Origin of the sequence: Sorlinia euscelidii (genome assembly GCF_036452135.1) — a bacterium.
Taxonomy (GTDB): Bacteria; Pseudomonadota; Alphaproteobacteria; order Acetobacterales; family Acetobacteraceae; genus Sorlinia; species Sorlinia euscelidii.
The window spans coordinates 196,459-218,929 of record NZ_JAWJZZ010000003.1 but is presented as its reverse complement, the minus strand read 5'-3'; the positions used below and the strand labels follow the sequence as shown (position 1 = coordinate 218,929).

Genomic DNA, 22,471 nt, shown 5'->3' with positions numbered 1-22,471 from the left:
TTGAGGTTAAGGACATGCCCCGCGTATGAAGAGCCCCTCGCCCGCCGCCAAAAGGGCCCCAACGACCGAAAACCCCACGGAAGATACCGCGAGAGAATTGAAAGCGCCTGACAGGAAACTGTCCGCGCGTGAGGTTTTCGGCATTGACAGCGATATGGTAGTGCCAGCCTTCTCCGTCCGCACGAGTCACGTGCCGGAAATTGACCCGACCTATCAATTTGACCTGGATACGACGCGCGCCATCCTCGCCGGATTTGCCTTTAACCGGCGGGTATATGTCCAGGGATTTCACGGCACGGGCAAATCATCCCACATTGAGCAGATCGCGGCACGCCTCAACTGGCCGACGGTGCGCATCAATCTCGATAGTCACATCTCCCGCATTGACCTGATCGGTAAAGACGCCATCGTCCTTGAAGACGGCAAGCAGGTGACATCTTTCCGCGAAGGTCTTCTACCCTGGTGTTTTCAGCGGCCTTCCGCCCTGATTTTTGACGAATATGACGCGGGGCGGCCCGATGTCATGTTCGTGATCCAGCGTGTTCTGGAGGCAGAGGGGCATTTGACGCTGCTGGATCAGAATCGCGTCATCAAACCCGACCCGTGGTTCCGCCTTTTCGCCACCGCCAATACGGTGGGGCTGGGCGACGCGACCGGGCTCTATCATGGCACGCAGCAAATCAATCAGGGGCAGATGGATCGTTGGAACATCGTCGCGACGCTGAATTACCTCCCGCCCGAACAGGAAGTGCGGATCGTGTGCGCCAAAATGGATGTCGCGCTGGATGACGACGCCCAGCGCGCGGTGATCGGCAATATGGTGCAGCTCGCGAAACTGACTCGCGAGGGTTTCATGTCCGGGGACCTCGCAACGGTCATGTCACCGCGCACCGTCATCACCTGGGCCGAGAACACGAAGATATTCGGTGATCGGCAATTCGCTTTCCGCGTGACCTTCCTCAATAAATGCGATGAGGCTGAGAGAGAAATCATCGCCGAATTTTATCAGCGTTGCCTCGGTGAAACGCTGAATCCGCTCTAACGGGTTTCGGGCATGAGCTCCCAACCGCCCACCCCGCCAAAGCCTGATCCGGAACTGGGCAAACGTGATTCTGGCGATGGTTTCAGGCGGGCGACGAAGGCAACGCTTCGCGCCATGGCGGGGGACCCTCATCTCGCCGTCACGTTTCTGGAAGGACCACCGCAAGAGGAAAGCCAGGGCACCGTTCATCTCCCTTACATGCCGCGACATGTCACGTCGCAGGAGGAAGCCGAGATGCGCGGCGTCGCGGATGCGGAAGCTTTGTTTCGCAAGCATCACGACCTCCGTCTGGACATATCCAGTCGCATCCCGGACCCGACACGGCGCGCCACTTTTGAAGCCATGGAACAAGCACGGTGTGAGGTTTATGGCGCGCGTATGATGCGGGGCGTGCAGGAGAATCTCGCTGCACGGCTGCAACGCAAATGTTTTATGCAGGGCACGATGCGTATGCAGGAGAAGGCGGATATGCCGGCGCCTCTGGCCTTTGAACTCCTCCTGCGCGACGCCATGATGCCCGGCTCCCTGCCGCGCCTGATCGGCCCGGCTTTGTCAGCATGGCGCGACTCCCTCTCGCCAGTAGCTCAGGAGAAATTGCGTCATCTCGCGGCCATCCGAGATGATCAGGCCGCTTTTTCCGAATCATTTTTAGAGCTGTTCGCCACACTCGATACGCCTGACCATGCGCAGGATGCGCCGCCCCCGGCGACGCAGGAAGACGCGGAGCCCGCCCCCTCCCCGGATGACGCCGACGATGCTGGCGGCGAGGCGTCACAGGATGAGCCGTCGGAAAAGGCCGAATCAGAAGGTGATGAGGCGGATGAGGAAGGCGAAATGGAGGGCGAATTGGGGCGCGATGATGCCCCGCCCGGCGATGACCCCTCCCCGACAATGTCGAGAGGCGACCCGGAGCCCTCCGAAGCGGAAGCCGCCTCTTATCGCATTTTCACGACAGAATATGATGAAGAGGCCAACGCGGCCGATTTATGTGACCCTGAAGAACTGGCGCATCTTCGGCACCTTCTCGACCAGCAATTATCGGGCACGCAGTCGGTCGTGGCGCGGCTGGCGCACAAATTACAGCGCCGTTTAATGACGAAACAGCAGCGCTCATGGCAGTTTGATCAGGAGGAGGGCCTCCTTGATGCCACGCGTCTGCCGCGCATCGTCATCAATCCTGCCACACCCCTATCATTCAAGATCGAGCATGAGTCCGCCTTCAAGGACACCATTGTGACTTTGCTGATCGATAATTCCGGCTCCATGCGCGGACGCCCGATTTCTGTCGCTGCGCTTTGCAGCGATATCCTCGCACGCACGCTTGAGCGTTGTCACGTCAAGACGGAGCTTCTCGGCTTTACAACCCGCACCTGGAAAGGCGGTAAAAGTCGTCAGGACTGGCTTGAGCAAGGTCGACCTGAAAATCCCGGACGGCTGAATGATACGCGGCACATTATCTATAAAAATGCCGATTCCCCTTATCGACGCGCGCGCCTCAATCTCGGCCTCATGCTGAAAGAGGGGTTGCTGAAAGAAAATATCGATGGTGAGGCGCTGCTTTGGGCGTGGCAGCGCCTCCTCAAGCGGCATGAGAAGCGGCGGATCCTGTTGGTGATATCGGATGGTGCACCGGTGGATGACAGCACTTTTTCAGCTAACAATCACGCTTATCTTGAGGAACATCTCCGCGCGGTCATTCGCAAGATTGAGTCGCAGAAATCGGTGGAATTGCTCGCAATCGGTATTGGCCATGATGTCACGCGATATTACCGCAACAGCATCACCATCCGCTCCGCGGATGAGCTTGGCGGGACCGTGCTGAAGAAGCTCCTCGACCTTTTTGGTGAAGACTGACCCCTGAGCCACTGAGTAAAGTGACCTCTGTTACAAAGCTGAATGACAGCCCTCTCGCAAGGCGACGTCACGGATGGGACCTTACTCGCGGATTATCTAAATATCAGTGACTTACGTTGGGGAGTTGAAATGATTTATTCATCCATTCCCGCGTTCAAGGAAAATCTGGACGCCCCGACATACGAGGCGCCCAAACGTGGGGGCGAGAATGAAAATCCGCGGCAAATCAGGAAATCTGGGCCCGGCGCCCGTTTGTGCCAGAGACCTGCAAACCCCAATCCCGCAATGTCTTGGTGCAGTCTTTCTGGTCAAGCGCGCATTCAATGAGGGTCGGGCCCTCCTTATTGGCGAGCGCCCGTCGAATAGCCGCATCAAGCGCCGCCCCGGTCCTCGCATGAAGTCCCAGCCCATGGCCGTCCTCTGCATTGAAGACATCCATCAAACCGGCATAATCCCAGTTTTTGATCATATTATAAGGCCCGTCATGAATCGCAATTTCAATGACATAGCCGCGATTATTGATAAGGAAGATGATAACCGGCAATTTTTGACGGATCATCTGAGAGACCTCCTGCGCCGTGAGCTGGAAGGAGCCATCACCGACCATCACGACATGGCGACGCCCCTGCGACCCGATCGCGTTGCCGAACATACTGGGGATCGACCAGCCAATATGGCCCCATTGCATCTCAAGCTCGAGACGCGCGTGCGCGGGTAGGCTCAGGCGCATGGCATTGAACCACGAGTCCCCTGTCTCCGCGAATAGCGTCGTGTCGGACGTCATAAGGCCCTGTATCTGACGCGTCATCTCATCATTGGTGAGGGGCGCGTCGGGCGGGGTGGGTGTCGGGTTAAAGGGACGCGGCGCATCAGGTGCCGCGATGGCGCCTCTCTGCGCAAGTTGCGCCGTCAGGGCATCGAGATATTCGACGAGTGAGAAGCCATCATAGGTGGTTTGCGCCAATGTCACGCGGTCAGGGTCCGCCACGAGCACGTTTTCACCCTCTGGCATGGCATGCCAACCCACTGTCGAGAAATCATTGAAGACAGGCGCGAGGTAAATCACCGCATCCGACGCGTTGATCAGTTCCTCCACGCCCGGGTCACTCACGAGGCCCCAGTAGACACCACGGAAAGAAGGGTGCGTTTCCGGAAAAAAGGATTTCGCGGCCGCCATGACGGCGACGGGGCTCCCCATTTTTTCGGCCAAGGCAATGGCCGGTTTCTGCGCCTGCGCAGCGCGGAGTTTACTCCCGACGATGATCATTGGTTTGTCACGCCCCTCGAGCCAATCCAATGTTGCGTCGAGCGCGGCTTTGAGGCTGGCCCGATCATGATTCCGAAGCGGGCGGTTGAGCGTCATCGGGCCGGGACGCAGACAGGGTGCGTCGGCAATGTTGCAGGCAATGCTGATATAAGCGGGTTTCTGCTCCGCTAAAGCGGTGCGGATGGCGTAATCGATTTTTTCAGGCGCTGTGGCAGCGTCATTGATCTCGACCGCCGCGCAGGTGATCGGCCGCATCATTTCAAGCTGAAAATTATAATCTGTTTTACCGATCGTGTGATGCAGGATGCGCCCGGAGCCCTGATCGTTGGAATTGGGCGCGCCGGAGATGAGGATGACGGGCAGGTTTTCCGCATAGGCCCCGGCAATGCCATTTGTTGCGGAAAGGGCGCCAACTCCGAATGTCACGATCGCCGCCGCCACACCGCGCGCCCGTGCATAACCTTCAGCCGCGAAGCTGCAATTCAGCTCATTGGAGCAGTAAATCTGCTTCAGCCCATCATAGCCGAGGAGTTGATCGAGAAGGATAAGATTATAGTCTCCGGCGACAGCGAAATGATGCGCCACACCGATTTGCTTGAGTCGCGCCGCCAGATACGTGCCTACTGTATACGTCATCGTTGAAAAGTCCTTACCATTGCCACGCGGAAACGTTAGGACTTGCCCCGATGCGTATCCAATATATATTTAAGCCAATTTCCATATATGGGGGATATCGATATGGAGTTGCGACACCTCCGCTTTCTCACCGCCATCGCAGATCACGGAACCTTCACGCGGGCGGCGGAAGCGTTGCATATGGCGCAACCCCCTCTGAGCCAGCAGGTCAAAAGGCTGGAAGATGATCTCGGCGTGCGCATTTTTGATCGTTCGGGCCGCGGGGCGGCGCTGACATCGGCTGGTGACGTCCTGGTTGAACGTGCGCGCGCCATTCTCTCCCTGGCGAAGGAATTCGAGACTCTGGCCCGCGCGCTGGGGGCTGGAGATCAGGGTCATTTGCGGGTGGGTATGGCGGGCGGTGTCTCGCTTCTTCCGCTGATACCGGCGGCAATTTCCGCCTTTCGGCGTGAAAAGCCTGGCGTCACCGTCACGCTGGAAGAAAGCAATACGCCGGCGCTCTGTGCATCACTGCGCCTCGGCCAGGTCGATATGGCCATTGTCCGCCCCCCGTTTTCGATGCCGATATCGTCGTGCGCCCCTTGATCGATGAGCCCAGCGTGATCGCCCTGCCTGAGACACACCCGCGTGCAAAGGCGAAGGGGCTTCATCTCCGTGAAATCGCGGAGGATCCATTAATTCTGTTTGAGCGTCATCTCGGGCCTGGATTTTACGATACGATCATCTCCGCCTGCCTCCAATCCGGTTTTTCTCCCCAATTGGGGCAATCCGCGCCGCAGGTCGCGGCAACGATCCCGATGGTCGCTGCCGGGATGGGCGTGGCCATCATCCCCGCCTATCTGCAACAAATCCATACGCAGGGCGTGACGTTTCACCCGATCCTGGGAGACACGCCGCGCGCGACCATCGCCTTGGCGACGACGCGTGCCGCACCCAGTAAAGCTGCCACTGCTTTCGAAATTTTGTTGAAGAGTCTCTGCGCCTCATGCGACGGAAAAACCGGCGGCACGTGTCGAGTATGAACCTTTTAGGCGCCTTGCGCTTCATGTGACGACGCGCCGCCGGGGCGTTTCGGCTAAGCGATCACGGTGCCCCCGTTTTTTTCTCCACCATTCGGGCAAGGACGGCGGTGACCTTCCGCGCATAAGCAATGCGCTGGGCATTTGTCATCTCCCGCACGATGGCCAGCTTGTGATCCGCCCTGAGTTTGACGCCCTGTGCCGCGTTGCGCGCGATCCATTTCGTCAACCCGTCCGGATTCGGGAATTGCTGCTTGCGGAACTGGATGACCATACCTTTCGGCCCAACTTCAACGCGCTCCACGTGCGCGCGACGGCAGGCTTTCTTGATTTCAATCACGCTCAGGAGATTTTCAACCTCCGGGGGGATCGGGCCGAAACGATCGATCATCTCCGCACGCATGGCGTCGACTTCGGCCTCACCTTCCAGCACGCCGATACGGCGATAAAGCCCAAGACGCACAGGCAGGTCCTTGACGTAAGCTTCCGGGATCAGAACGGGGAGGCCGAGCACGATGATGGGCGTCCAATCTTCATCCCGCGCGCGCGCCGTCTCCCCCGCATGGCGGAGGTCACCCACCGCATCCTCCAACATCTGCTGGTAAAGCTCGATACCCACCTCTTTGATATGGCCGGACTGCTCCTCACCCAGCAAATTACCAGCGCCGCGCAAGTCAAGGTCATGCGCGGCCAGGGTGAAGCCAGCCCCCAGACTGTCAAGGGATTGCATGATTTCAAGCCGTTTTTCCGCCGCCGGGCTGAGGGGGTGCGTCTGCGGCCAGGTCAGATAAGCATAACCCCGTTGCTTGCCGCGCCCCACGCGCCCACGCAACTGGTAAAGCTGACCCAGCCCGAACATGTCGGCACGATGAATAATGAGCGTATTCACGGCCGGCATATCAAGGCCGCTTTCGACAATATTGGTCGAAAGCAGGATATCGTGCTTTCCGTCTGAAAATTCCGTCATCACGCGCTCAAGTTCTGACGCGGCAAGGCGGCCATGGGCCTGCACAATTTTGGCGTCCGGGACGATCTCGCGCAATCTCTCGGACATGCGCTCCATATCCTCGACGCGCGGTACGACGCAGAAAATCTGCCCGCCACGAAAGCGCTCACGCTGTATGGCCTCACGGATCATCACACTGTCGAACGGTGTGATGAAGGTGCGCACGGCCAGGCGGTCTGTCGGGGGTGTCGCAATCAGGCTCATCTCCCGCACGCCCGTCAGGGCAAGCTGTAAGGTGCGCGGCAGAGGCGTCGCGGATAATGTCAGCACATGAACATCCTCCCGCAACGCTTTAAGGCGCTCCTTATGCGCGACGCCGAAATGCTGTTCCTCATCGATAATCAGCAGGCCGAGATTGGCAAATTTGATCGTTTTCGCCAGAAGCGCGTGCGTGCCGATCACGATATCCACCCGGCCCGCCGCGAGACCATCGCGCACCCGCGTGGCTTCCGCCGCACTCACCAGGCGCGATAATTGGGCAATCTGGATGGGAAAGCCGGAAAATCGTGACGTGAAACTGCGGTAATGCTGACGCGCCAGCAAGGTTGTCGGCACGACAACCGCCACCTGCACCCCGGACATGGCCGCGATAAACGCCGCACGGATCGCGACCTCCGTTTTGCCGAAACCGACATCGCCGCAAATGAGGCGGTCCATCGGCTTGCCTGACGTGAGATCCTCCAGCACATCACTGATGGCCCGCGTCTGATCATCCGTCTCAATAAACGGGAAACCCGCGCAGAATTCGTTCCAGAGCCCGTCCGGCGGGGCCAGATTAGGTGCTTCCCGGATGGATCGCCCGGCCGCCGTGCGGATCAGCTCCGCCGCCATATCGCGGATGCGCTCTTTCATCTTCGCTTTACGGGCCTGCCAGGCAGGCCCGCCGAGACGGTCAAGCGCAACGCCATTCTGCTCCGACCCGAAGCGGCTCAGTAATTCAATATTTTCCACCGGAAGATAGAGTTTCTGGTCATTATCATAAAGCAGGCGCAAGCAATCATGCGGCGCCACCCCGACACTGATGGTCTCCAACCCTTCATAGCGCCCGATGCCGTAATCCGCATGGACGACGAGGTCCCCTTCATTGATCTCCGCGGCTTCTGAAATAAACTGATCGGCTTTGCGCTTGCGACGCGGTGGGCGCGCGATACGTCCGCCCAGCAGATCCTGCTCCGTGATAAACACCACGCGGTCTGCAATGAAGCCGCGCTCCAGCCCCAGGATAATCAACCCGATAATGCCGGTCGCGACTCCCGCCGCATCGGCCCATGGGTCAAAATTCTCGTAAACGAGGCCATGATCACCCAGCAGCGCCGCAATACGCGTGCGGGACCCGGTTGACCATGCCGTGATGTAAACGCGTCGCCCCTGCGCCGCCCAATCCTTCAGCTGGCGCTTCAAATCCTGAAACACGCCTTCCCGCGTTTGGTCTTTTCCACGGGTGAAGACAAGACCCGCCCGCGCACCGGCATCCAGCCCGACCCCGACATCCGGTTTGGCGAACGGGCTGATCTTGATGCATTTCTGGCGGCTGAGCATGGCATCCCAGCGAGCGCGGTCGAGATAAAGCCGGTGGGGTGGCAGGGCGCGATAGAGCGCTTCGCCCTCATGAGCGAGTTCCCGCCGCGCCGCATAATGGTCCTTGATCATCTCCAGCCGGTTCAGCAGAATTTCCTCAAACTGATAATCGGCGCTGACAGCCGCGTCCGGGATATAATCAAAGATGTTCTCAAGTTCCGGGTAGAAGAGCGGCAGATAATGCTCAATGCCCGGATGGCGACGCATTTCCGAGATATGCTCATAAAGCGTGTCACGCGCTGAGGAAGGCCCGAAAGCATCCCGCCACCCGGTGCGAAAGCGACTGACTGTCTCCGGCGTCAGCATATATTCCGTCACTGGCCGTAATTCAAAAATCTTGACCGGCGTCGTTGAGATCTGGGATTGGACGTCGAAACGCCGGATATTCTCAACTTCATCGCCGAAGAGATCAATACGCAGGGGCGCGGCTTCGGACGGGGGGAAAAGGTCGAAGATCCCCCCCGACTGGCGAACTCACCCGGCTCCCTGACTGTGTCGGTGCGGCTGTAGCCACTCGCGATGAGGAGGGCGATCAATGTTTCCGGATCACAGGATTCCCCGACGGAAATCCGCATTGTCTGCCCTTGAAACACATCACGCGGGGTGACGCGCTGCACCAGAGCGGCCACCGTCGTCAGCACCACGCGTCGCCCCTTCGGCGCATCCAGAAGGCGGGACAATGTATCGGCGCGCTCAGCAATGATCACCGGGTGGGGTGAAACGCGGTCATAAGGCAGGCAGTCCCATGCAGGGAAGCGCAGGATCTCCAGACCGGGTTCAAGGTAATTCAATACATCGCCGATAACCGCGATCGCCGCGTCATCCCGCGCGATGTGCACGAGCGTCCCCGCATGCTCACTCAACCGCGTGCGCAGAAAAAACGCGGTATAAGAGTCCGGCACACCCCAGAGGGTCGGATAATCAACTGTCTGCCCCACGATGACGCCTTTTTACCTCACACGCTATAATGTCACTCTGTCGCCCTTCAGGAAGACGTCTTGTTGTTCATGTGGGTTTTCCTATAACGGTTGAGGGTTGTCGTGTCAGCCCGTCAGGTGAATGGATGAACGAGACAGAACCCGAAGATATATTTGCGCCCCTTGACGCCGCGCTCCTCTCCTTACCAGGGGTCGGGGCCCGCGCGGCGCCCCTGCTGGCGAAAGTTGCGGGCGGTCATCGCGTGATGGATCTCCTCCTGACCTTGCCGGACCGTTATATAATCCGCGCCCATCCTGTCCCGCTGGGGCAGGCGGCGGCGGCCTGCCTCAGGGGCGACATATTGACGGTGATCGGCCGTGTCACACGCATTGAGCGATCATCGCGTCCGCGCCAGCCCTCCCACATCCTTCTGCGGGATGAAAATGCTGAAATTGACCTCGTCTTTTTCAATTCCGCCTTTATCCGCAACCTTGCCATCGGGCAATCCATCGCCGTCTCAGGCATCGTGGAGCTTTATCATGGTCGGCTGACCATGCCGCAACCGGATTACCTCGTCCCGGCGGAACGTCGGCATATGATCCCAGCAATCGAGCCCGTCTGGCCTTTGACGGCCGGGTTGTTCACCTCAACCATGCGCCGCGCCGTCTCCGCCGCGCTCGCCACCCTCCCCCCTTTCCCGGAATGGCTGGACCCGGCGATGTTGCGCGCGCAGAAATGGCCGCATTTTAAGGATGCCCTAATCACCCTCCATGCCCCGGACCGCGTGATCAAGCCAGGACGTGAAAGCGAATGGCCGGATCTTCAGCGTGGCGCGCGGGAGCGTCTCGCTTGTGACCGGCTTTTTCATGACCAGCTCGCGCTGGGTGCAACGCGCGTGCGGCTTCGGCAGCAGACGGGCAGTGCGTTGATCGGCACGGCCGAGTTACAAAAAGAAGCGCTCAGCCGCTTCGGCCATGAGCTGACAGCCGCCCAGCAACGCGTCATTGGTGAGATCGCCGCGGATCTGACGCAGCCAAGCCCGATGCTCCGCCTTCTTCAGGGGGATGTCGGGTCCGGCAAGACGATCGTTGCGCTGATGGCCATGCTCCATGCTGTGGAAGCGAACATGCAGGCTGCGATGATGGCGCCGACCGAACTCCTGGCGCGACAGCACTTCGCGACTATTTCCGCCCTCTCACCGGTCAGGACCGTCTTTTTATCCGGCAATGTCAAAGGCAAGGCGCGGCGTGAGGCGCTGGCGGCCATCGCCGATGGGTCCGCCTGCATTGTGATCGGCACGCACGCTTTGTTTCAGGATGGGGTGGCGTTTGCGAAGCTTGGGCTTTGCGTCATTGATGAGCAACATCGCTTCGGCGTCACCCAGCGCGTGAAATTGAGCAATAAGGGCGAGAACGTCAATATGCTCGTCATGACGGCCACCCCGATCCCCCGCACGCTTCTTTTGACGCGTTGGGGAGAGCTTGCGGTAAGCCGTATTGATGAAAAACCGAAGGGACGCCTGCCCATCCAGACATCCCTGCACCTCCTCAGCGCCATAAGCGAGGTTTATCAGGCAATCGGGCGCAAAATCCTTGAACAGGCCCAGATTTACTGGGTCTGCCCCCTGATCGAGGAAAGTGAGAAACTGGACCTCGCCGCGGCGGAAGCTCGTTATGAAAGTCTGGCGCGTTTCTTCCCCGGAAAAGTCGCTCTGGTGCATGGGCGTCAGGACAGTGCGACGCGCCAGGCGATATTGCAGCAATTTCGGGAGGGGCAATATAAAATCCTCGTTGCGACAACCGTGATCGAGGTTGGCGTGGACGTCCCGCAGGCTTCCGTCATGGTGATTGAGCATGCGGAGCGGTTCGGCCTGGCCCAGTTGCACCAATTGCGCGGCCGTGTCGGGCGGGGACATGAGCGGTCATATTGTCTGCTGCTTTTCGACAAGGCGACGTCACTCAATGCCCAGCAACGCCTTGCCCTGCTAAAACAGACGGAAGATGGCTTTCTCATCGCGGAGGAGGATCATCGATTGCGCGGCGGGGGTGATATTGCCGGCCGACGCCAGACCGGCCTGCCGGACCCCCGCCTGTTAAACGGAGTCCCGCTAGAGAAGATATTGGAAATCGCCCGTCAAATGAGTGACGCCTACTGGCGTGAAACACAATCGGGCGTTACAGATGACAATGATCAATACAGGTTACTTACACGCATATTTAATGGTGACCAGCCTTGGGATTTGCTCGCATCTGGTTAAAATAGGTTATACAGTCCCCCGATAGGTGAACTGGGCGCATTTAACGCCACATTACACGGCCTCGGCCTGATCGCGCCGCGATGCCGGTGATGAAAGATGGATTTCAAAAATGTCGAATCTTCCGTCGCACCGAATCGAAGAGTCGATATTGGACATGTCTCGGCACCTTCTTGGCGCGGACCGCCTCGTCCTTTTGACACTTAACGATAAAAAACATCCGGTGCGGGTCATCGCACGGGGCCGCGTGGACCTGCCTTCCGTTGAAAGCGTCATGCCTGCTTTGCGTCACCACGACGCGCATATCGAAATCGCGGAGACGGGGGTGGCGACAGCCTTCGGGCGGTATGATGACAAGTCGTACGTTGTAACGCAGTTCGGCCATCTGAAATCTTCGCCGGAAGAAACACTTTCCCGGTTGAGGAAAATTCTGCCTTATTTTTCAACGATTTTTGCCCCGCCGCATCCGACGCTTTCGGTTAAATCCCTGCCGGGACGGTCAGAATGCCTCGATTTTATCCGTCAGCAGATGGATGGCGAGAAGCACCTGCCGCGCCGTCGCAGTTTTTCCGTCATTCGCGTTTCCCTCGGAAGTCTCGATCACATCAATCAGCTTTATGGCTGGGATATCGCCAACCAGATTATCGACAAATTAGCGGCGCGGATTGCACAAAGCGGCACGCATTATGCCTTGATCGGGCATTCCGGCGGGGGAAATTTCATTCTCGTCACGCAACCTGGTGATAATCGCACCGTCGTCGATCTCCACATCTCCACATTGCGCAATATCATGTCCCGCCCGGTTCAGATCGGTGACATCCAATATGCACCGGACATGAATTTCGCTGTCGCCACGTACCCCGAGCACGGACATGACCCCATGTCCCTCCTCCGCATCGCCGATCTGGAAGTGGAGAAGAAAGGATGGCACCGCCGCCGCAAAACGCATGTGCCACCCGATGAGAGCCTGACACCGGCGCAGGCGCCGCAGCGGCTGGAGCAGGAATTGCTGGCGGCGATTGAGAAGAAAGAATTATCATTTCAGTGGCAGCCAACAACGTCGCTTTCTTCTATGAAAATCGTCTCGCGCGAGGCGCTGTTGCGATGGGACCGCCCCGGACATGGGCTGGTATCCGCCGCGACGCTCATCCCATGTGCGGAAATCTCCGGCCTGATTGAGCGCCTGGATGAATGGAGCCTGCGCGAAGCGTGCCGCGCTGCTGCCAATTGGCAGGATGCGCTTTCCGTCTGCGTCAATATTTCACCGACCTGGCTTTATCAGGAGCGCCTGTCGAAACTGCTTGAGCGCATCCTTTCCGACGTCTCACTTGACCCTGCCCGCCTTCAGATCGACCTGACGGAAAAAGCGGATTTCGGGCCTTCCGCCGCTGTTTATCGGGAGTTGGCCCGGATCAGGGCGATGGGCGTCTGCATCGCACTGGATGATTTCGGGTCAGGCTATTCTTCCCTGGAGCGTCTCTCCCTTTACCCGGTCGATAAAATCAAGGTGTCACGTTCGTTTTTGACGAAGCTCGGAACGGACCCGCGCTCAAGCCGGATATTGCAGCATATTGTTCACCTCGCCCGCGGTCTTAACATCACATGCTGTGCGAAAGGCGTGGAAACAGAGCAGCAAATGGCCTTCCTGGCATCTTACGGCTATGAGGAGGTGCAGGGTTTTTTGTTGGGGGCGCCGCAGGGGGCGGCATTGCCCCAGCGGCGTAAAGCGCTGAAAACGCGCAAATCAGCTAAAACTTGAACGATAATTTGACGGACCCGTAATTGAAGAGGCCCGCGCGCGACTGCCTGAATTGCGCCGTCTGCCAGTTCTGACTGTAGGAGAGGCGCAAACCACGCCACATGACGGCGACACCGGCATGGATGGTGCCTTGATCCCACTTCTTGCTGGTGTGCGGCCCATATCGGTAAAATGTATTTCCCTGGAGGGAGGCATCAAGCGCCACGGCCTGGCCCTCCACGCCGCCATAGACATACCATGCAACCGGCTTCGTCCTGACAAAAGCGTCCGTGCCATCGAGGCCCGGCCCGATCGTCGCATTGCCGAAATCGCTGTTCAGCCCCTGCCCGATCCGCAATGTCGCAGCCCCACCGCCGTAAATCCGGTAATCACCGATCGCCGCGGAAATGGCAGGCAGGATATCCGTCTCGATACCCGCCACCTTGATGAGCGGAAAACGCCAGATACGTCCGCCCTGAACCTGAAAGACGGGCTGATTTCGTAACTGATGATTCCAACCCTGGTTCGACGAATCACCAATCACGCTGTGAAAGCCGTTCTGCACCTGCTTACCGCCTGCGGCAGGGCCCATAACGCCAAGCTGTATCCCGACGACGGAACGTGACAGATCCGTGTCATTGATCAGATTCAGCGTGCCGAGCAGCACACCGGCATAAGGCCGGTCACCCGCCACGGGGGGGTTGGCCTGCGTGTCGCTGGGCGTGAAGATGAGTTGCTGCACGCCGGCGCTCATCCTTTGCACCCCGTCACCCAGCAAAGCGCGATTAATGCGGGCGAAAAATCGCGGCAGCTGATCCGTGCCGGACGTCCAGTTTACCCGCAGGCCGGAGGTGTAATATTGGTCGGAAGTGCCTTTCAGGGTGGAGACGGCGTCATTCTCAGCCTGAAGCGTCCAGATTGATCGTGCGTCCGTCGGGGGAGATGCGGCAGCCTGCGCCACACACGCTACCCCCAGAACACACGGAGCGACACGACGCACGACATGGAGGGATTTGAGCATTGAACCGCCTCTTGCAAAAATTGGTTAAGAGTAAAAGTTTATAATTTCTTGACACAGAGATGTGTGTTTTAGAATTGTTCTGATAAATTTTTATTTAATTTCCAGAAATTGTGACACCTCTGATTTTATTACACCTTTTCCTGTGGCACGGTTTTCCAAAAGCATGCTAGTATCGTCGAGAAATTTTACCTGTGCGATTTAGGCTGCACGTCGCAGACCGATTCTCAGTAAAATTTTGATTTACGCCACCAGCGCTCTCTTTATTGAAGAGACCGCGCCCAGATCTCGGGATTAGACCGTTGAGAAGTAACAGAACCGACCGCAGCCCCCGTTCCCCTCGCCGCGGCGGATTTGACGATGATTTCATGTCCGCTCCGTCATATGGGGACCGCCCCAATTCACAAAATCGTCGTCCATCAGGCGGCGGCGCTCAAGTCGTCGCTTCGGGACCGGAAGTCAGCGCCACGGTAAAGTGGTTCAGTGGGGAGAAGGGCTTCGGCTTTGTCGAACTTGCTGATGGCACGGGCGACGTCTTCCTCCATGCCAATGCGCTCTCCAATGCTGGTTTCTCGGCAGCGTCCCCCGGTGCGACTCTCTCCGTACGGATCGGCCAGGGTCCGAAGGGTCGTCAGGTGGCGGAAGTGATTTCTGTCGATGAAAGCACGGCTGAGGCCCCGCGCCCCCGCAGTGGCTTCGGTGCCCGTGGCGGCGCTGGTGGTTTCGGCGGTGGCCGTCCCCCGCGTGCAGCGCCGGACCTTTCCTCCGCTCAGGATCTTCGTGGCACCGTCAAATGGTACAATGCAACGAAGGGTTTCGGCTTCATCACGCCGGAAAGTGGCGGCAAGGACATCTTCATCCACGCCTCCGCGCTGGAGCGTTCCGGCTTGAACTTCCTCTCTGAGGGGCAGGCTGTCAATGTCAAGGTTGTTCAAGGCTCCAAAGGCCCTGAAGCTGCTGATATCGACGCCGGTTAAACTTTCGACAATATTGCTTAAGAAAAGGCCGGTCATCGATCGGCCTTTTTTTTGTCGCCAACCGCGCATCTTTTCCCAGGGTTGTCCGTGGTGGTCACCATTTACTGAAACATGTCCATAGCGTTCAATCATCTTGCGGCTTTGACGCGGTGCCTTGAACTTGCACGCGTCTCCAGCTTCTCTATTTTAGGGAGCCGATGAGAGAGATGCTGATCCGAAGCTTGGTGATTGCGGGGTTAAACACCGCATCGACTCAAAAATCCTTACCTTTGGACCGCATGAGGCGCGCTTTATCGCGCTGCCAGTCGCGTTCAGCGATGGCGTGGCGTTTATCCTCTTTCTTCCGGCCCTGCCCTAAACCCAAAGTCAGTTTCGCGACGCCCCGCTTATTGAAGTGAATATCCAGCGGCACAAGAGACACACCATCGCGTGAAACTGCACCGAGGAGATGCGCCATCTGCTTTCTATGAAGCAGCAACTTCCGGGGCGCTTTTGTCTCAAATCGGGAAAGAACGCCGCCCTGATATTCAGGGATATAGGCGTTCAGCAACCATAACTCGCCGTCGCGTTCTCCCGCATAGGCTTCGGTAATGGTCGCGCGCCCGTGGCGGAGGCTCTTCACCTCTGCCCCTTTCAGGACAAGCCCGGCCTCTACCGTCTCGATAATCGTGTAATTAAATCGTGCCTTGCGGTTTTGCGCGGCAATCCCGTGAGAGATCAGCGTTGATTTTTTTTTTGGACTCGCCACGCTCTACCCCGTCAATCCGGCCTCGGCCAAAGCAGCATCAATGAGTTTTCCTGATGCCACGCTGACGTCATGAAGCGGCAGGCGCAGCGTGTCCCCGCAAAGGCCGAGCTTCGCCGCCGCATATTTCAAGGGGCCCGGGTTCGACTCGCAGAAAAGCGCATCATGCACCGGCGTTAACTTCTGCTGAATATCCATCGCTTCCGCGACACGCCCCTCACGCCATGCCTTGTGCATTTGAGCGCACTGACGCGGCGCGATATTGGCCGTGACACTGATACACCCATCCCCTCCACTGGCGAGGAAGGCCAAGGCTGTTCCATCTTCACCGGAGAGCTGCGTGAATTTTTTTTTCGTGAGACGCTTGACCTGTAAGGGGCGCACGAGATTGGCGGTTGCGTCCTTTACCCCGACAATATTGGGATGGCCCGCCAATCGGCTAAGCGTCTCCGGCAGAACTTCCACAACGGACCGTCCGGGGACATTATAAACAAAAAGCGGTAAATCCGTTGCGTCCGCCACGGTCATGTAATGGCGGTAGAGCCCTTCCTGAGTCGGCTTATTATAATAGGGCGCCACCACCAGCAGCCCATCCGCGCCAACAGCCCTGGCATGGCGCGCCATGGCCACCGCCTCATGCGTGCTGTTCGACCCGGCCCCCGCCATGACCGGCACCCGTCCACCGGCGATTTTGACCGTGTGAGCGACCACCAGCCCATGCTCATCATGCGTCAGGGTCGGGCTTTCCCCCGTTGTGCCGGCGGGGCATAAACCTTCCGTGCCGTTCTCAATCTGCCACTCAATGTGGCGCGTCAGGCCCGGCAGGTCCAGAGACCCATCTTTTTGAAAGGGCGTCAGCAACGCGACCAAAGAGCCCTGGAAAATCTTACGTGCGGACATGACCCTACCCAAATCGGGGGCAACCCGATCTTCACCTGAAATCAGCAATAAAAAACGCAGTTTAACGCCGACACGCCCGGACGACAATGCACATCCGTCTCAACACTCACTGCCGGGCTGGACTTTTACCATAAACGCCGAGGACCATTTGCTGATCCGCATAGGCCTTCATATTAGCGAGTGCCGCGCGTGACCGCGCCTCTTCGGGGTGCCCTTCGAAATCAACGAGGAAGCCCGTCGCGTTGAAGGAGCCGACCTCCATGTAACTTTCCAGACGCGTCAGGTTGATTCCCGCCTCCGCAAAACCACGCAGAGCGGCGTATAGCGCGCCCGGGCTGTTTTTAACGCGAAAAAGCACAGTCGTCATTGTATCCGCGCTTTTTTCCACCGCGGGCCAGCCGCCCTGCCGGGCGACGAGGTAGAAACGCGTCGTATTATGCGCCGCATCCTCAACATTTTTGCGGAGCACTGTCAGCCCGTAAAGCTGCGCGGCAAGCTCAGACGCCACGGCTGCATCCTCACGCGATTGCCATTCCGCCACGAGTTTGACCGCCCCCGCCGTATCGAAAGCCGGAATCGCCTGCACATTCAATGCGGCAATCAATTTGCGGACCTGGCCGATGGCCACCGGGTGGGTGTGCAGGCGACGGATCTCCCGCTCTTCAACACCGGGAAGCGCAATCAGGCAGTGCTCGACACGCTGAAAGTGCTCGCCGATGATGGAGAGACCGGCCTCCGGCAGCAGAGCGTGCACTTCCGGCACGCGCCCGGCAAGAGAGTTTTCACAAGCCAGCATACCGAGATCGGCACGCCCCTCCTGCACGGCCTGAATGACGTCAGGGAAGCTCGTGCAAGGCAGCGTTTCCCAACCTGGACGGGCCTGGCGGCAGGCGAGATCCGAATAAGCCCCCGCGACACCCTGAAACGCGATGACACTCATGGCGTCTCAACGTGGCGACGGACGATGTCAAGGTCATCCGCTGTATCGACGGATTGAGGTGCCGTCGCGATCTGGGCGCAGCCGATCGTCATGCCATTTTCAAGGGCACGCAACTGCTCCAACGACTCCCGCTTTTCTAGCGCGGAGGGGGGAAGCGTGACGAAATGGTCGAGGGCCGGGCGGCGCCATGCATAGATGCCGACATGATGCCATAGAGGCCCCGCCCCGGACGGAATAACATGGCGGGAAAAATAAAGCCCCCGGGCGATACCCCCCTCCCTTTCAAACGCGCAGGCGACTTTGACGACGGCGTGCGTATGCGCCTCCACTTCGGACGTGATCGGGGCGACGAGTGTGCCGATATCGAAATCCGAGCCATTGAGCGGTACAAGAACTTTTGCAATGTCTTCAGGACGAATCAGGGGAAGATCGCCTTGAAGATTAATGACCGTATCCAAAGCGCCATCCGGGTCAAATTCCTGCAGAGCGGCGTGAACGCGATCCGTCCCGCTGGGGAGGGCGGGGTCCGTCAGCACGGCATGCACACCGCATCCCGCCACCGCCTCCATAATCTCCCGATCACCCGCCGCGACGATAACCGGCCCGACATTTGCGGCCAGGGCCGCCTCAGCGACATGCACGACCATGGGTTTATCGCCGATCATCGCCAGAGGCTTATCCGGCAGACGGGAGGCCGCAAGACGCGACGGGATGATGATGGCGGGTTTCATGAGGACGCGCTGGCTCCAGACTTACCGATGGGGCATCGAACCGGGAATCGATTGCACAACTTCATGCCTCAGTGCAGATAAGGGCGTCAATCTCAGCATGCCCGTTTTGAAGGAGCCCTAAGTGACTGACCTCGCCCGCCTGTCACAGACGATGCATTTATGCGCAGATCAGGCTGGCGCTGTTTTAAAACGCTATTTCCGCGCCCCGCTGCCTGTGACGTCCAAAGATGATGCCAGCCCGGTCACCAGGGCTGATCATGAAGTTGAGACGCTGTTACGGCAAATCATTCAGTCTGCCCACCCGACAGATGAGATTCTGGGGGAGGAATTTGGCGGCGACCCCTCCGGGGCCGGATGGCAGTGGGTGATTGACCCGATTGACGGCACGCGGGCTTTCATCACCGGTCGCCCGAGTTTCACGACGCTGATTGCCGTGCTGCGTGACGGCGTCCCCTATGCGGGGCTGATCGACCAGCCCATCACGGGGGAAAGGTGGTTCGGCATGACGGGGGCGGAGACGCGATTCACCAGCGCGACGATGTCGGGGCAGGTCGGGACGCGGCGTGCAACCGCGTCATTGGCGGATGCTGAACTTTCCTGCACCGCGCCCGACATGCACATTGGTGAGAACGCCACTCGGTTTGCGCAGCTTCAGCGTCGCGTCCGACGCACCAGTTGGGGGGGGATGCTTACGCATATGGGTTGCTCAGCCTCGGCATGATCGACATTATCGCGGAGAGCACCATGAAAATCTGGGACTGGGCCGCGCTTGTCCCCATCGTGGAAGGCGCTGGCGGCTGCATCACCGACTGGCACGGCAGAAAGCTGACAGCGGAAAGCGATGGCACCGTGCTCGCCTGCGCCAGCCCCTCTTTGAGTCGGGAAGCGCTTACCGCCCTCAACGCCCCTTCCTAACTCGTGCCTGGAACTGGAAATACCTTCCCCGCGCGCACATAATCGTTTAGGAAACCTTCAGAAGACGGGGCCGCCATTGAGGCGGCGCGCAAGGTTGGATGAGGCTCAATGACGTTATCTCTGCACAAGGACAAAATCCGCATTCTGCTTCTGGAGGGCATTCATGAAAGCGCGGCGGCGTGGTTCCGGGCGAAGGGATATCACGAGATTACCCACCTCAAGACCGCATTGGACGATCAGGCGCTGACCGAGGCGCTTCAGGGCGTGCATATGGTGGGTATCCGCTCCCGCACGCAACTGACGGAAAAAGTTATCAGCGCGGCTGACCGACTCATGGCGATCGGGTGCTTCTGCATCGGGACGAATCAAGTGGATCTTAACGCAGCGCGCCATGCAGCCATCCCGGTTTTTAACGCCCCTTACAGCAACACGCGCTCCGTCGCGGAGCTGGTGATGGGTGAAATCGTCATGCTGCTTCGGCGCATCCCTTCCCGCTCGGAGGAATGTCATCGCGGTGGCTGGGACAAGTCGGCCATAAATTCCTGGGAGGTGCGCGGAAAGACGCTGGGTATCGTCGGATATGGATCCATCGGCTCACAGCTTTCCGTGCTGGCTGAGTCATTCGGCCTCAACGTCATTTATTACGATATCGTCGATAAACTCCCCCATGGTAACGCCACCCCCGTCGCGTCTCTTGAGGCGCTTCTGGCACAATCTGATATTGTCAGCCTTCATGTTCCGCAGACGCCTGAGACGCGCAATCTGATGGGTGACGCGCAGATTCGCGCCATGAAGCCCAACAGCATCCTGCTGAATAATGCCCGCGGGACGGTGGTGGATCTGGACGCTGCCGCAGCGGCTCTGAAGGACGGCCATCTGATGGGTGCCGGGATCGACGTCTTCCCTGTCGAACCGAAGGGCCGGGATGAGAAATTCTCCTCACCGCTTCAGGGGCTGGATAATGTCATTCTGACGCCGCACATTGGTGGCTCCACCGTTGAAGCACAGGAGAGGATCGGCGTTGAGGTGGCCAAGCGGCTCGTCGAATATTCGGATGTCGGGTCAACGCTGGGCGCTGTTAATTTTCCCAATGTGCAGCTGCCCGAGCGGCCGAAAGGCTCCCGCTTCATGCATGTCCATGCAAACCGACCCGGCATTCTGCAAAAATTCAATGAGATCTTCTCAGATGCGGGCCGTAATATCGTCTCACAATATTTACAGACGGATGGCGAGGTTGGTTACGTCGTGGTTGAAAGTGACGCCGGGCCGGATCGGGAGGTTGACCAGACCCTCCTTCAACGTCTCCGCGCGCTTGATGGGACCATTCGCACAAGGCTGATTTACCAGAGATAAAGTTTTTTCTTTTTCCGCTGGTCATCATTAACTGCCGTCGTTAACTATGTCGGCGTGTCGATACTTGACGAACATCGCAGTCAGAAGGCGCCTTCGCTACCCGTGATCACACGGGTGCAAAGCTTCACTTTCGCCGGGATCGAAGCTATTCCGGTGACGGTTGAAGCGCATATTTCTGCCGGCATTCCCTCCTTCATTGTCGTTGGCCTGGCTGATAAGGCCGTTGGGGAAGCGCGGGAACGCGTGCGCTGCGCTTTTGCTTCTCTGGGCCTGGCCTTGCCGCCGAAACGCATCCTCGTCAATCTCGTCCCGGCTGACATCCCGAAAGAAGGGTCGCATTTCGACCTCCCCATCGCATTGGCCCTGCTCTGCGGCATGGGTGTCATCCCGTCCGACGCGTTGGAGCAATGTGCGGCGCTGGGCGAATTATCACTGGATGGGCATATCAACCCGGTCTCCGGCGCTTTATCGGCGGCGATCTGCGCCGCGGAGAAGGCGCTCTCCCTCATCTGCCCGGCCGCGCAAGGTCAGGAGGCACAATGGGCCAGTGAGGAACTCCCGGTTTACGCGGCGGCGGACCTGTCCCAGATCATTGCGCATTTTCAGGGGCGGCAGGTTCTCTCCGCCCCGGCCCCTTTAACCCTGCACCCACCCGCGCCTGAGCCGGACCTCGCAGATGTTAAAGGCATGTCCGTCGGGCGCCGCACCCTCGAAATCGCCGCCGCAGGTGGGCACTCACTCTTAATGATCGGCCCGCCTGGCGCTGGAAAATCGATGCTTGCCGCGCGCATGACTTCCATTATGCCCGATCTTGACCGGCATCAGATATTGCAGGTCAGCCGGATTTACAGTCTCAGCGGCCTTCTTAAAGATGGGCAGCTCATCACACGCCCGCCTTTTCGGGACCCGCATCATTCCCTCTCTCTGCCAGCCCTGGCGGGTGGCGGCGCGCGGGCCCGTCCGGGTGAAGTCAGCCTGGCGCAGCACGGTATTCTCTTTTTGGATGAATTGCCGGAATTCTCGCGCGCCTGTCTTGAGGCTTTGCGTCAGCCGATTGAAACCGGCACCATCACCGTGGCGCGTGCCGCCCATCACGTGACCTATCCCGCGCATTTTCAGCTTGTCGCGGCCATGAATCCCTGTCGTTGCGGCTATCTCGGCGATGCGGACCGCCAATGCCGCAAAGCGCCGCGATGTGCGGAGGATTATACGGCCCGGATTTCCGGCCCGCTCATGGATCGGATGGATCTTGCTGTGTTCCTTAAACCCGCCACGCCGGTCGAGCTGACCCGCGCCGTCAAAGGTGAGGCGAGCGCGGTGGTGCGCCAGCGTGTCGAAAACGCACGCGCGCGGCAAATGGCGCGTCAGGGCGTCATCAATGCCCGTGCCGATTTTGAAGAGCTGAGTCTCACAAACGGTGCGCGGTCTCAGTTAGAGGAGATCGGCACGAAATTACGCCTCTCCGCCCGCGCGATGACGCGGCTGGTCCGTGTGGGGCGCACCCTTGCGGACCTGGCCGGCTCTCCGTCTCTGGAGCCGGCGCATCTGATGGAAGCGCTCGCCTTTCGGCACCGATAGAC

At 58.8% G+C, this 22,471-nt stretch carries 13 protein-coding genes and 3 pseudogenes; 9 read left to right on the top strand and 7 right to left on the bottom strand.

The features are described from left to right. The first annotated feature begins 25 nt into the window (after window positions 1-25). Window positions 26-1,042: an AAA family ATPase gene (locus CGLAMM_RS06635; RefSeq protein WP_394820350.1), complete on the top strand. Its 1,017-nt coding sequence runs from the start codon at window positions 26-28 to the stop codon at window positions 1,040-1,042. 12 nt (window positions 1,043-1,054) lie between these two features. After that, entirely contained in the window at window positions 1,055-2,896 is a 1,842-nt protein-coding gene (locus CGLAMM_RS06630) for a cobaltochelatase CobT-related protein (RefSeq protein WP_394820349.1), read from the top strand. 226 nt (window positions 2,897-3,122) lie between these two features. Here the strand turns inward: CGLAMM_RS06630 and CGLAMM_RS06625 are convergent, their stop codons facing one another. Further along, window positions 3,123-4,799, bottom strand: coding sequence for an alpha-keto acid decarboxylase family protein (locus tag CGLAMM_RS06625; RefSeq protein ID WP_394820348.1), 1,677 nt, complete (start codon window positions 4,797-4,799; stop codon window positions 3,123-3,125). An 87-nt stretch (window positions 4,800-4,886) separates the two neighbouring features. Between CGLAMM_RS06625 and CGLAMM_RS06620 the strand changes: the two are divergent. Then, window positions 4,887-5,821: pseudogene (locus tag CGLAMM_RS06620) on the top strand (LysR family transcriptional regulator). A 61-nt stretch (window positions 5,822-5,882) separates the two neighbouring features. Here CGLAMM_RS06620 and mfd read toward each other — a convergent pair. Then, a pseudogene (gene mfd / locus CGLAMM_RS06615) lies at window positions 5,883-9,340 on the bottom strand (transcription-repair coupling factor). Window positions 9,341-9,465: 125 nt separating this feature from the next. On the opposite strand from mfd, the gene CGLAMM_RS06610 reads away from it, so the two are divergent. Then, window positions 9,466-11,577 carry an ATP-dependent DNA helicase RecG gene (locus CGLAMM_RS06610; protein WP_394820347.1) on the top strand — a complete coding sequence of 704 codons (2,112 nt, stop codon included), beginning with the start codon at window positions 9,466-9,468 and terminating at the stop codon, window positions 11,575-11,577. Window positions 11,578-11,731: 154 nt separating this feature from the next. After that, window positions 11,732-13,333: an EAL domain-containing protein gene (locus CGLAMM_RS06605; protein ID WP_394820346.1), complete on the top strand. Its 1,602-nt coding sequence runs from the start codon at window positions 11,732-11,734 to the stop codon at window positions 13,331-13,333. Here CGLAMM_RS06605 and CGLAMM_RS06600 read toward each other — a convergent pair. Further along, window positions 13,323-14,333 carry a lipid A deacylase LpxR family protein gene (locus CGLAMM_RS06600; protein ID WP_418115498.1) on the bottom strand — a complete coding sequence of 337 codons (1,011 nt, stop codon included), beginning with the start codon at window positions 14,331-14,333 and terminating at the stop codon, window positions 13,323-13,325. The two genes, CGLAMM_RS06605 and CGLAMM_RS06600, sit on opposite strands and share 11 nt — an antisense overlap. 299 nt (window positions 14,334-14,632) lie before the next feature. Between CGLAMM_RS06600 and CGLAMM_RS06595 the strand changes: the two genes are divergently transcribed. After that, entirely contained in the window at window positions 14,633-15,307 is a 675-nt protein-coding gene (locus CGLAMM_RS06595) for a cold-shock protein (RefSeq protein WP_319807354.1), read from the top strand. A gap of 253 nt (window positions 15,308-15,560) precedes the next feature. On the opposite strand, the gene smpB is transcribed toward CGLAMM_RS06595, so the two are convergent. The 4 genes from smpB to CGLAMM_RS06575 form a co-directional block, all read right to left on the bottom strand. Further along, window positions 15,561-16,055, bottom strand: a complete 495-nt coding sequence (gene smpB / locus CGLAMM_RS06590) for an SsrA-binding protein SmpB (protein ID WP_394820345.1) — start codon at window positions 16,053-16,055, stop codon at window positions 15,561-15,563. A 3-nt stretch (window positions 16,056-16,058) separates the two neighbouring features. Beyond that, window positions 16,059-16,952 carry a 4-hydroxy-tetrahydrodipicolinate synthase gene (gene dapA / locus CGLAMM_RS06585; RefSeq protein ID WP_394820344.1) on the bottom strand — a complete coding sequence of 298 codons (894 nt, stop codon included), beginning with the start codon at window positions 16,950-16,952 and terminating at the stop codon, window positions 16,059-16,061. 106 nt (window positions 16,953-17,058) lie between these two features. Further along, a complete protein-coding gene (locus CGLAMM_RS06580; protein ID WP_394820343.1) occupies window positions 17,059-17,892 on the bottom strand; it encodes a prephenate dehydratase in 834 nt (277 codons plus the stop codon). Further along, window positions 17,889-18,623 (bottom strand): 3-deoxy-manno-octulosonate cytidylyltransferase, encoded by a 735-nt coding sequence (locus CGLAMM_RS06575; RefSeq protein ID WP_394820342.1) that lies wholly within the window; start codon window positions 18,621-18,623, stop codon window positions 17,889-17,891. The genes CGLAMM_RS06580 and CGLAMM_RS06575 overlap by 4 nt, the downstream gene beginning before the upstream one ends. Window positions 18,624-18,774: 151 nt before the next feature. On the opposite strand from CGLAMM_RS06575, the pseudogene CGLAMM_RS06570 reads away from it, so the two are divergent. The 3 genes and pseudogenes from CGLAMM_RS06570 (at window position 18,775) to CGLAMM_RS06560 (ending at window position 22,469) form a co-directional block, all read left to right on the top strand. After that, a pseudogene (locus CGLAMM_RS06570) lies at window positions 18,775-19,538 on the top strand (inositol monophosphatase family protein). A gap of 108 nt (window positions 19,539-19,646) precedes the next feature. Next, on the top strand, window positions 19,647-20,891 hold the full coding sequence (serA, locus tag CGLAMM_RS06565; RefSeq protein WP_394820341.1) for a phosphoglycerate dehydrogenase: 1,245 nt from the start codon (window positions 19,647-19,649) through the stop codon (window positions 20,889-20,891). A 102-nt stretch (window positions 20,892-20,993) separates the two neighbouring features. Continuing rightward, complete coding sequence (locus CGLAMM_RS06560; protein ID WP_394820340.1) at window positions 20,994-22,469, top strand: YifB family Mg chelatase-like AAA ATPase; 1,476 nt, start codon at window positions 20,994-20,996, stop codon at window positions 22,467-22,469. Window positions 22,470-22,471 lie beyond the last annotated feature (2 nt).

Coding starts and splice junctions, on each gene's coding strand:
- CGLAMM_RS06635 (WP_394820350.1), top strand. CDS start 26: ATGAAGAGCCCCTCGCCCGCCGCCAAAAGGGCCCCAACGACCGAAAAC.
- CGLAMM_RS06630 (WP_394820349.1), top strand. CDS start 1,055: ATGAGCTCCCAACCGCCCACCCCGCCAAAGCCTGATCCGGAACTGGGC.
- CGLAMM_RS06625 (WP_394820348.1), bottom strand. CDS start 4,799: ATGACGTATACAGTAGGCACGTATCTGGCGGCGCGACTCAAGCAAATC.
- CGLAMM_RS06610 (WP_394820347.1), top strand. CDS start 9,466: ATGAACGAGACAGAACCCGAAGATATATTTGCGCCCCTTGACGCCGCG.
- CGLAMM_RS06605 (WP_394820346.1), top strand. CDS start 11,732: ATGTCTCGGCACCTTCTTGGCGCGGACCGCCTCGTCCTTTTGACACTT.
- CGLAMM_RS06600 (WP_418115498.1), bottom strand. CDS start 14,333: ATGCTCAAATCCCTCCATGTCGTGCGTCGTGTCGCTCCGTGTGTTCTG.
- dapA (WP_394820344.1), bottom strand. CDS start 16,952: ATGTCCGCACGTAAGATTTTCCAGGGCTCTTTGGTCGCGTTGCTGACG.
- CGLAMM_RS06580 (WP_394820343.1), bottom strand. CDS start 17,892: ATGAGTGTCATCGCGTTTCAGGGTGTCGCGGGGGCTTATTCGGATCTC.
- CGLAMM_RS06575 (WP_394820342.1), bottom strand. CDS start 18,623: ATGAAACCCGCCATCATCATCCCGTCGCGTCTTGCGGCCTCCCGTCTG.
- serA (WP_394820341.1), top strand. CDS start 19,647: ATGACGTTATCTCTGCACAAGGACAAAATCCGCATTCTGCTTCTGGAG.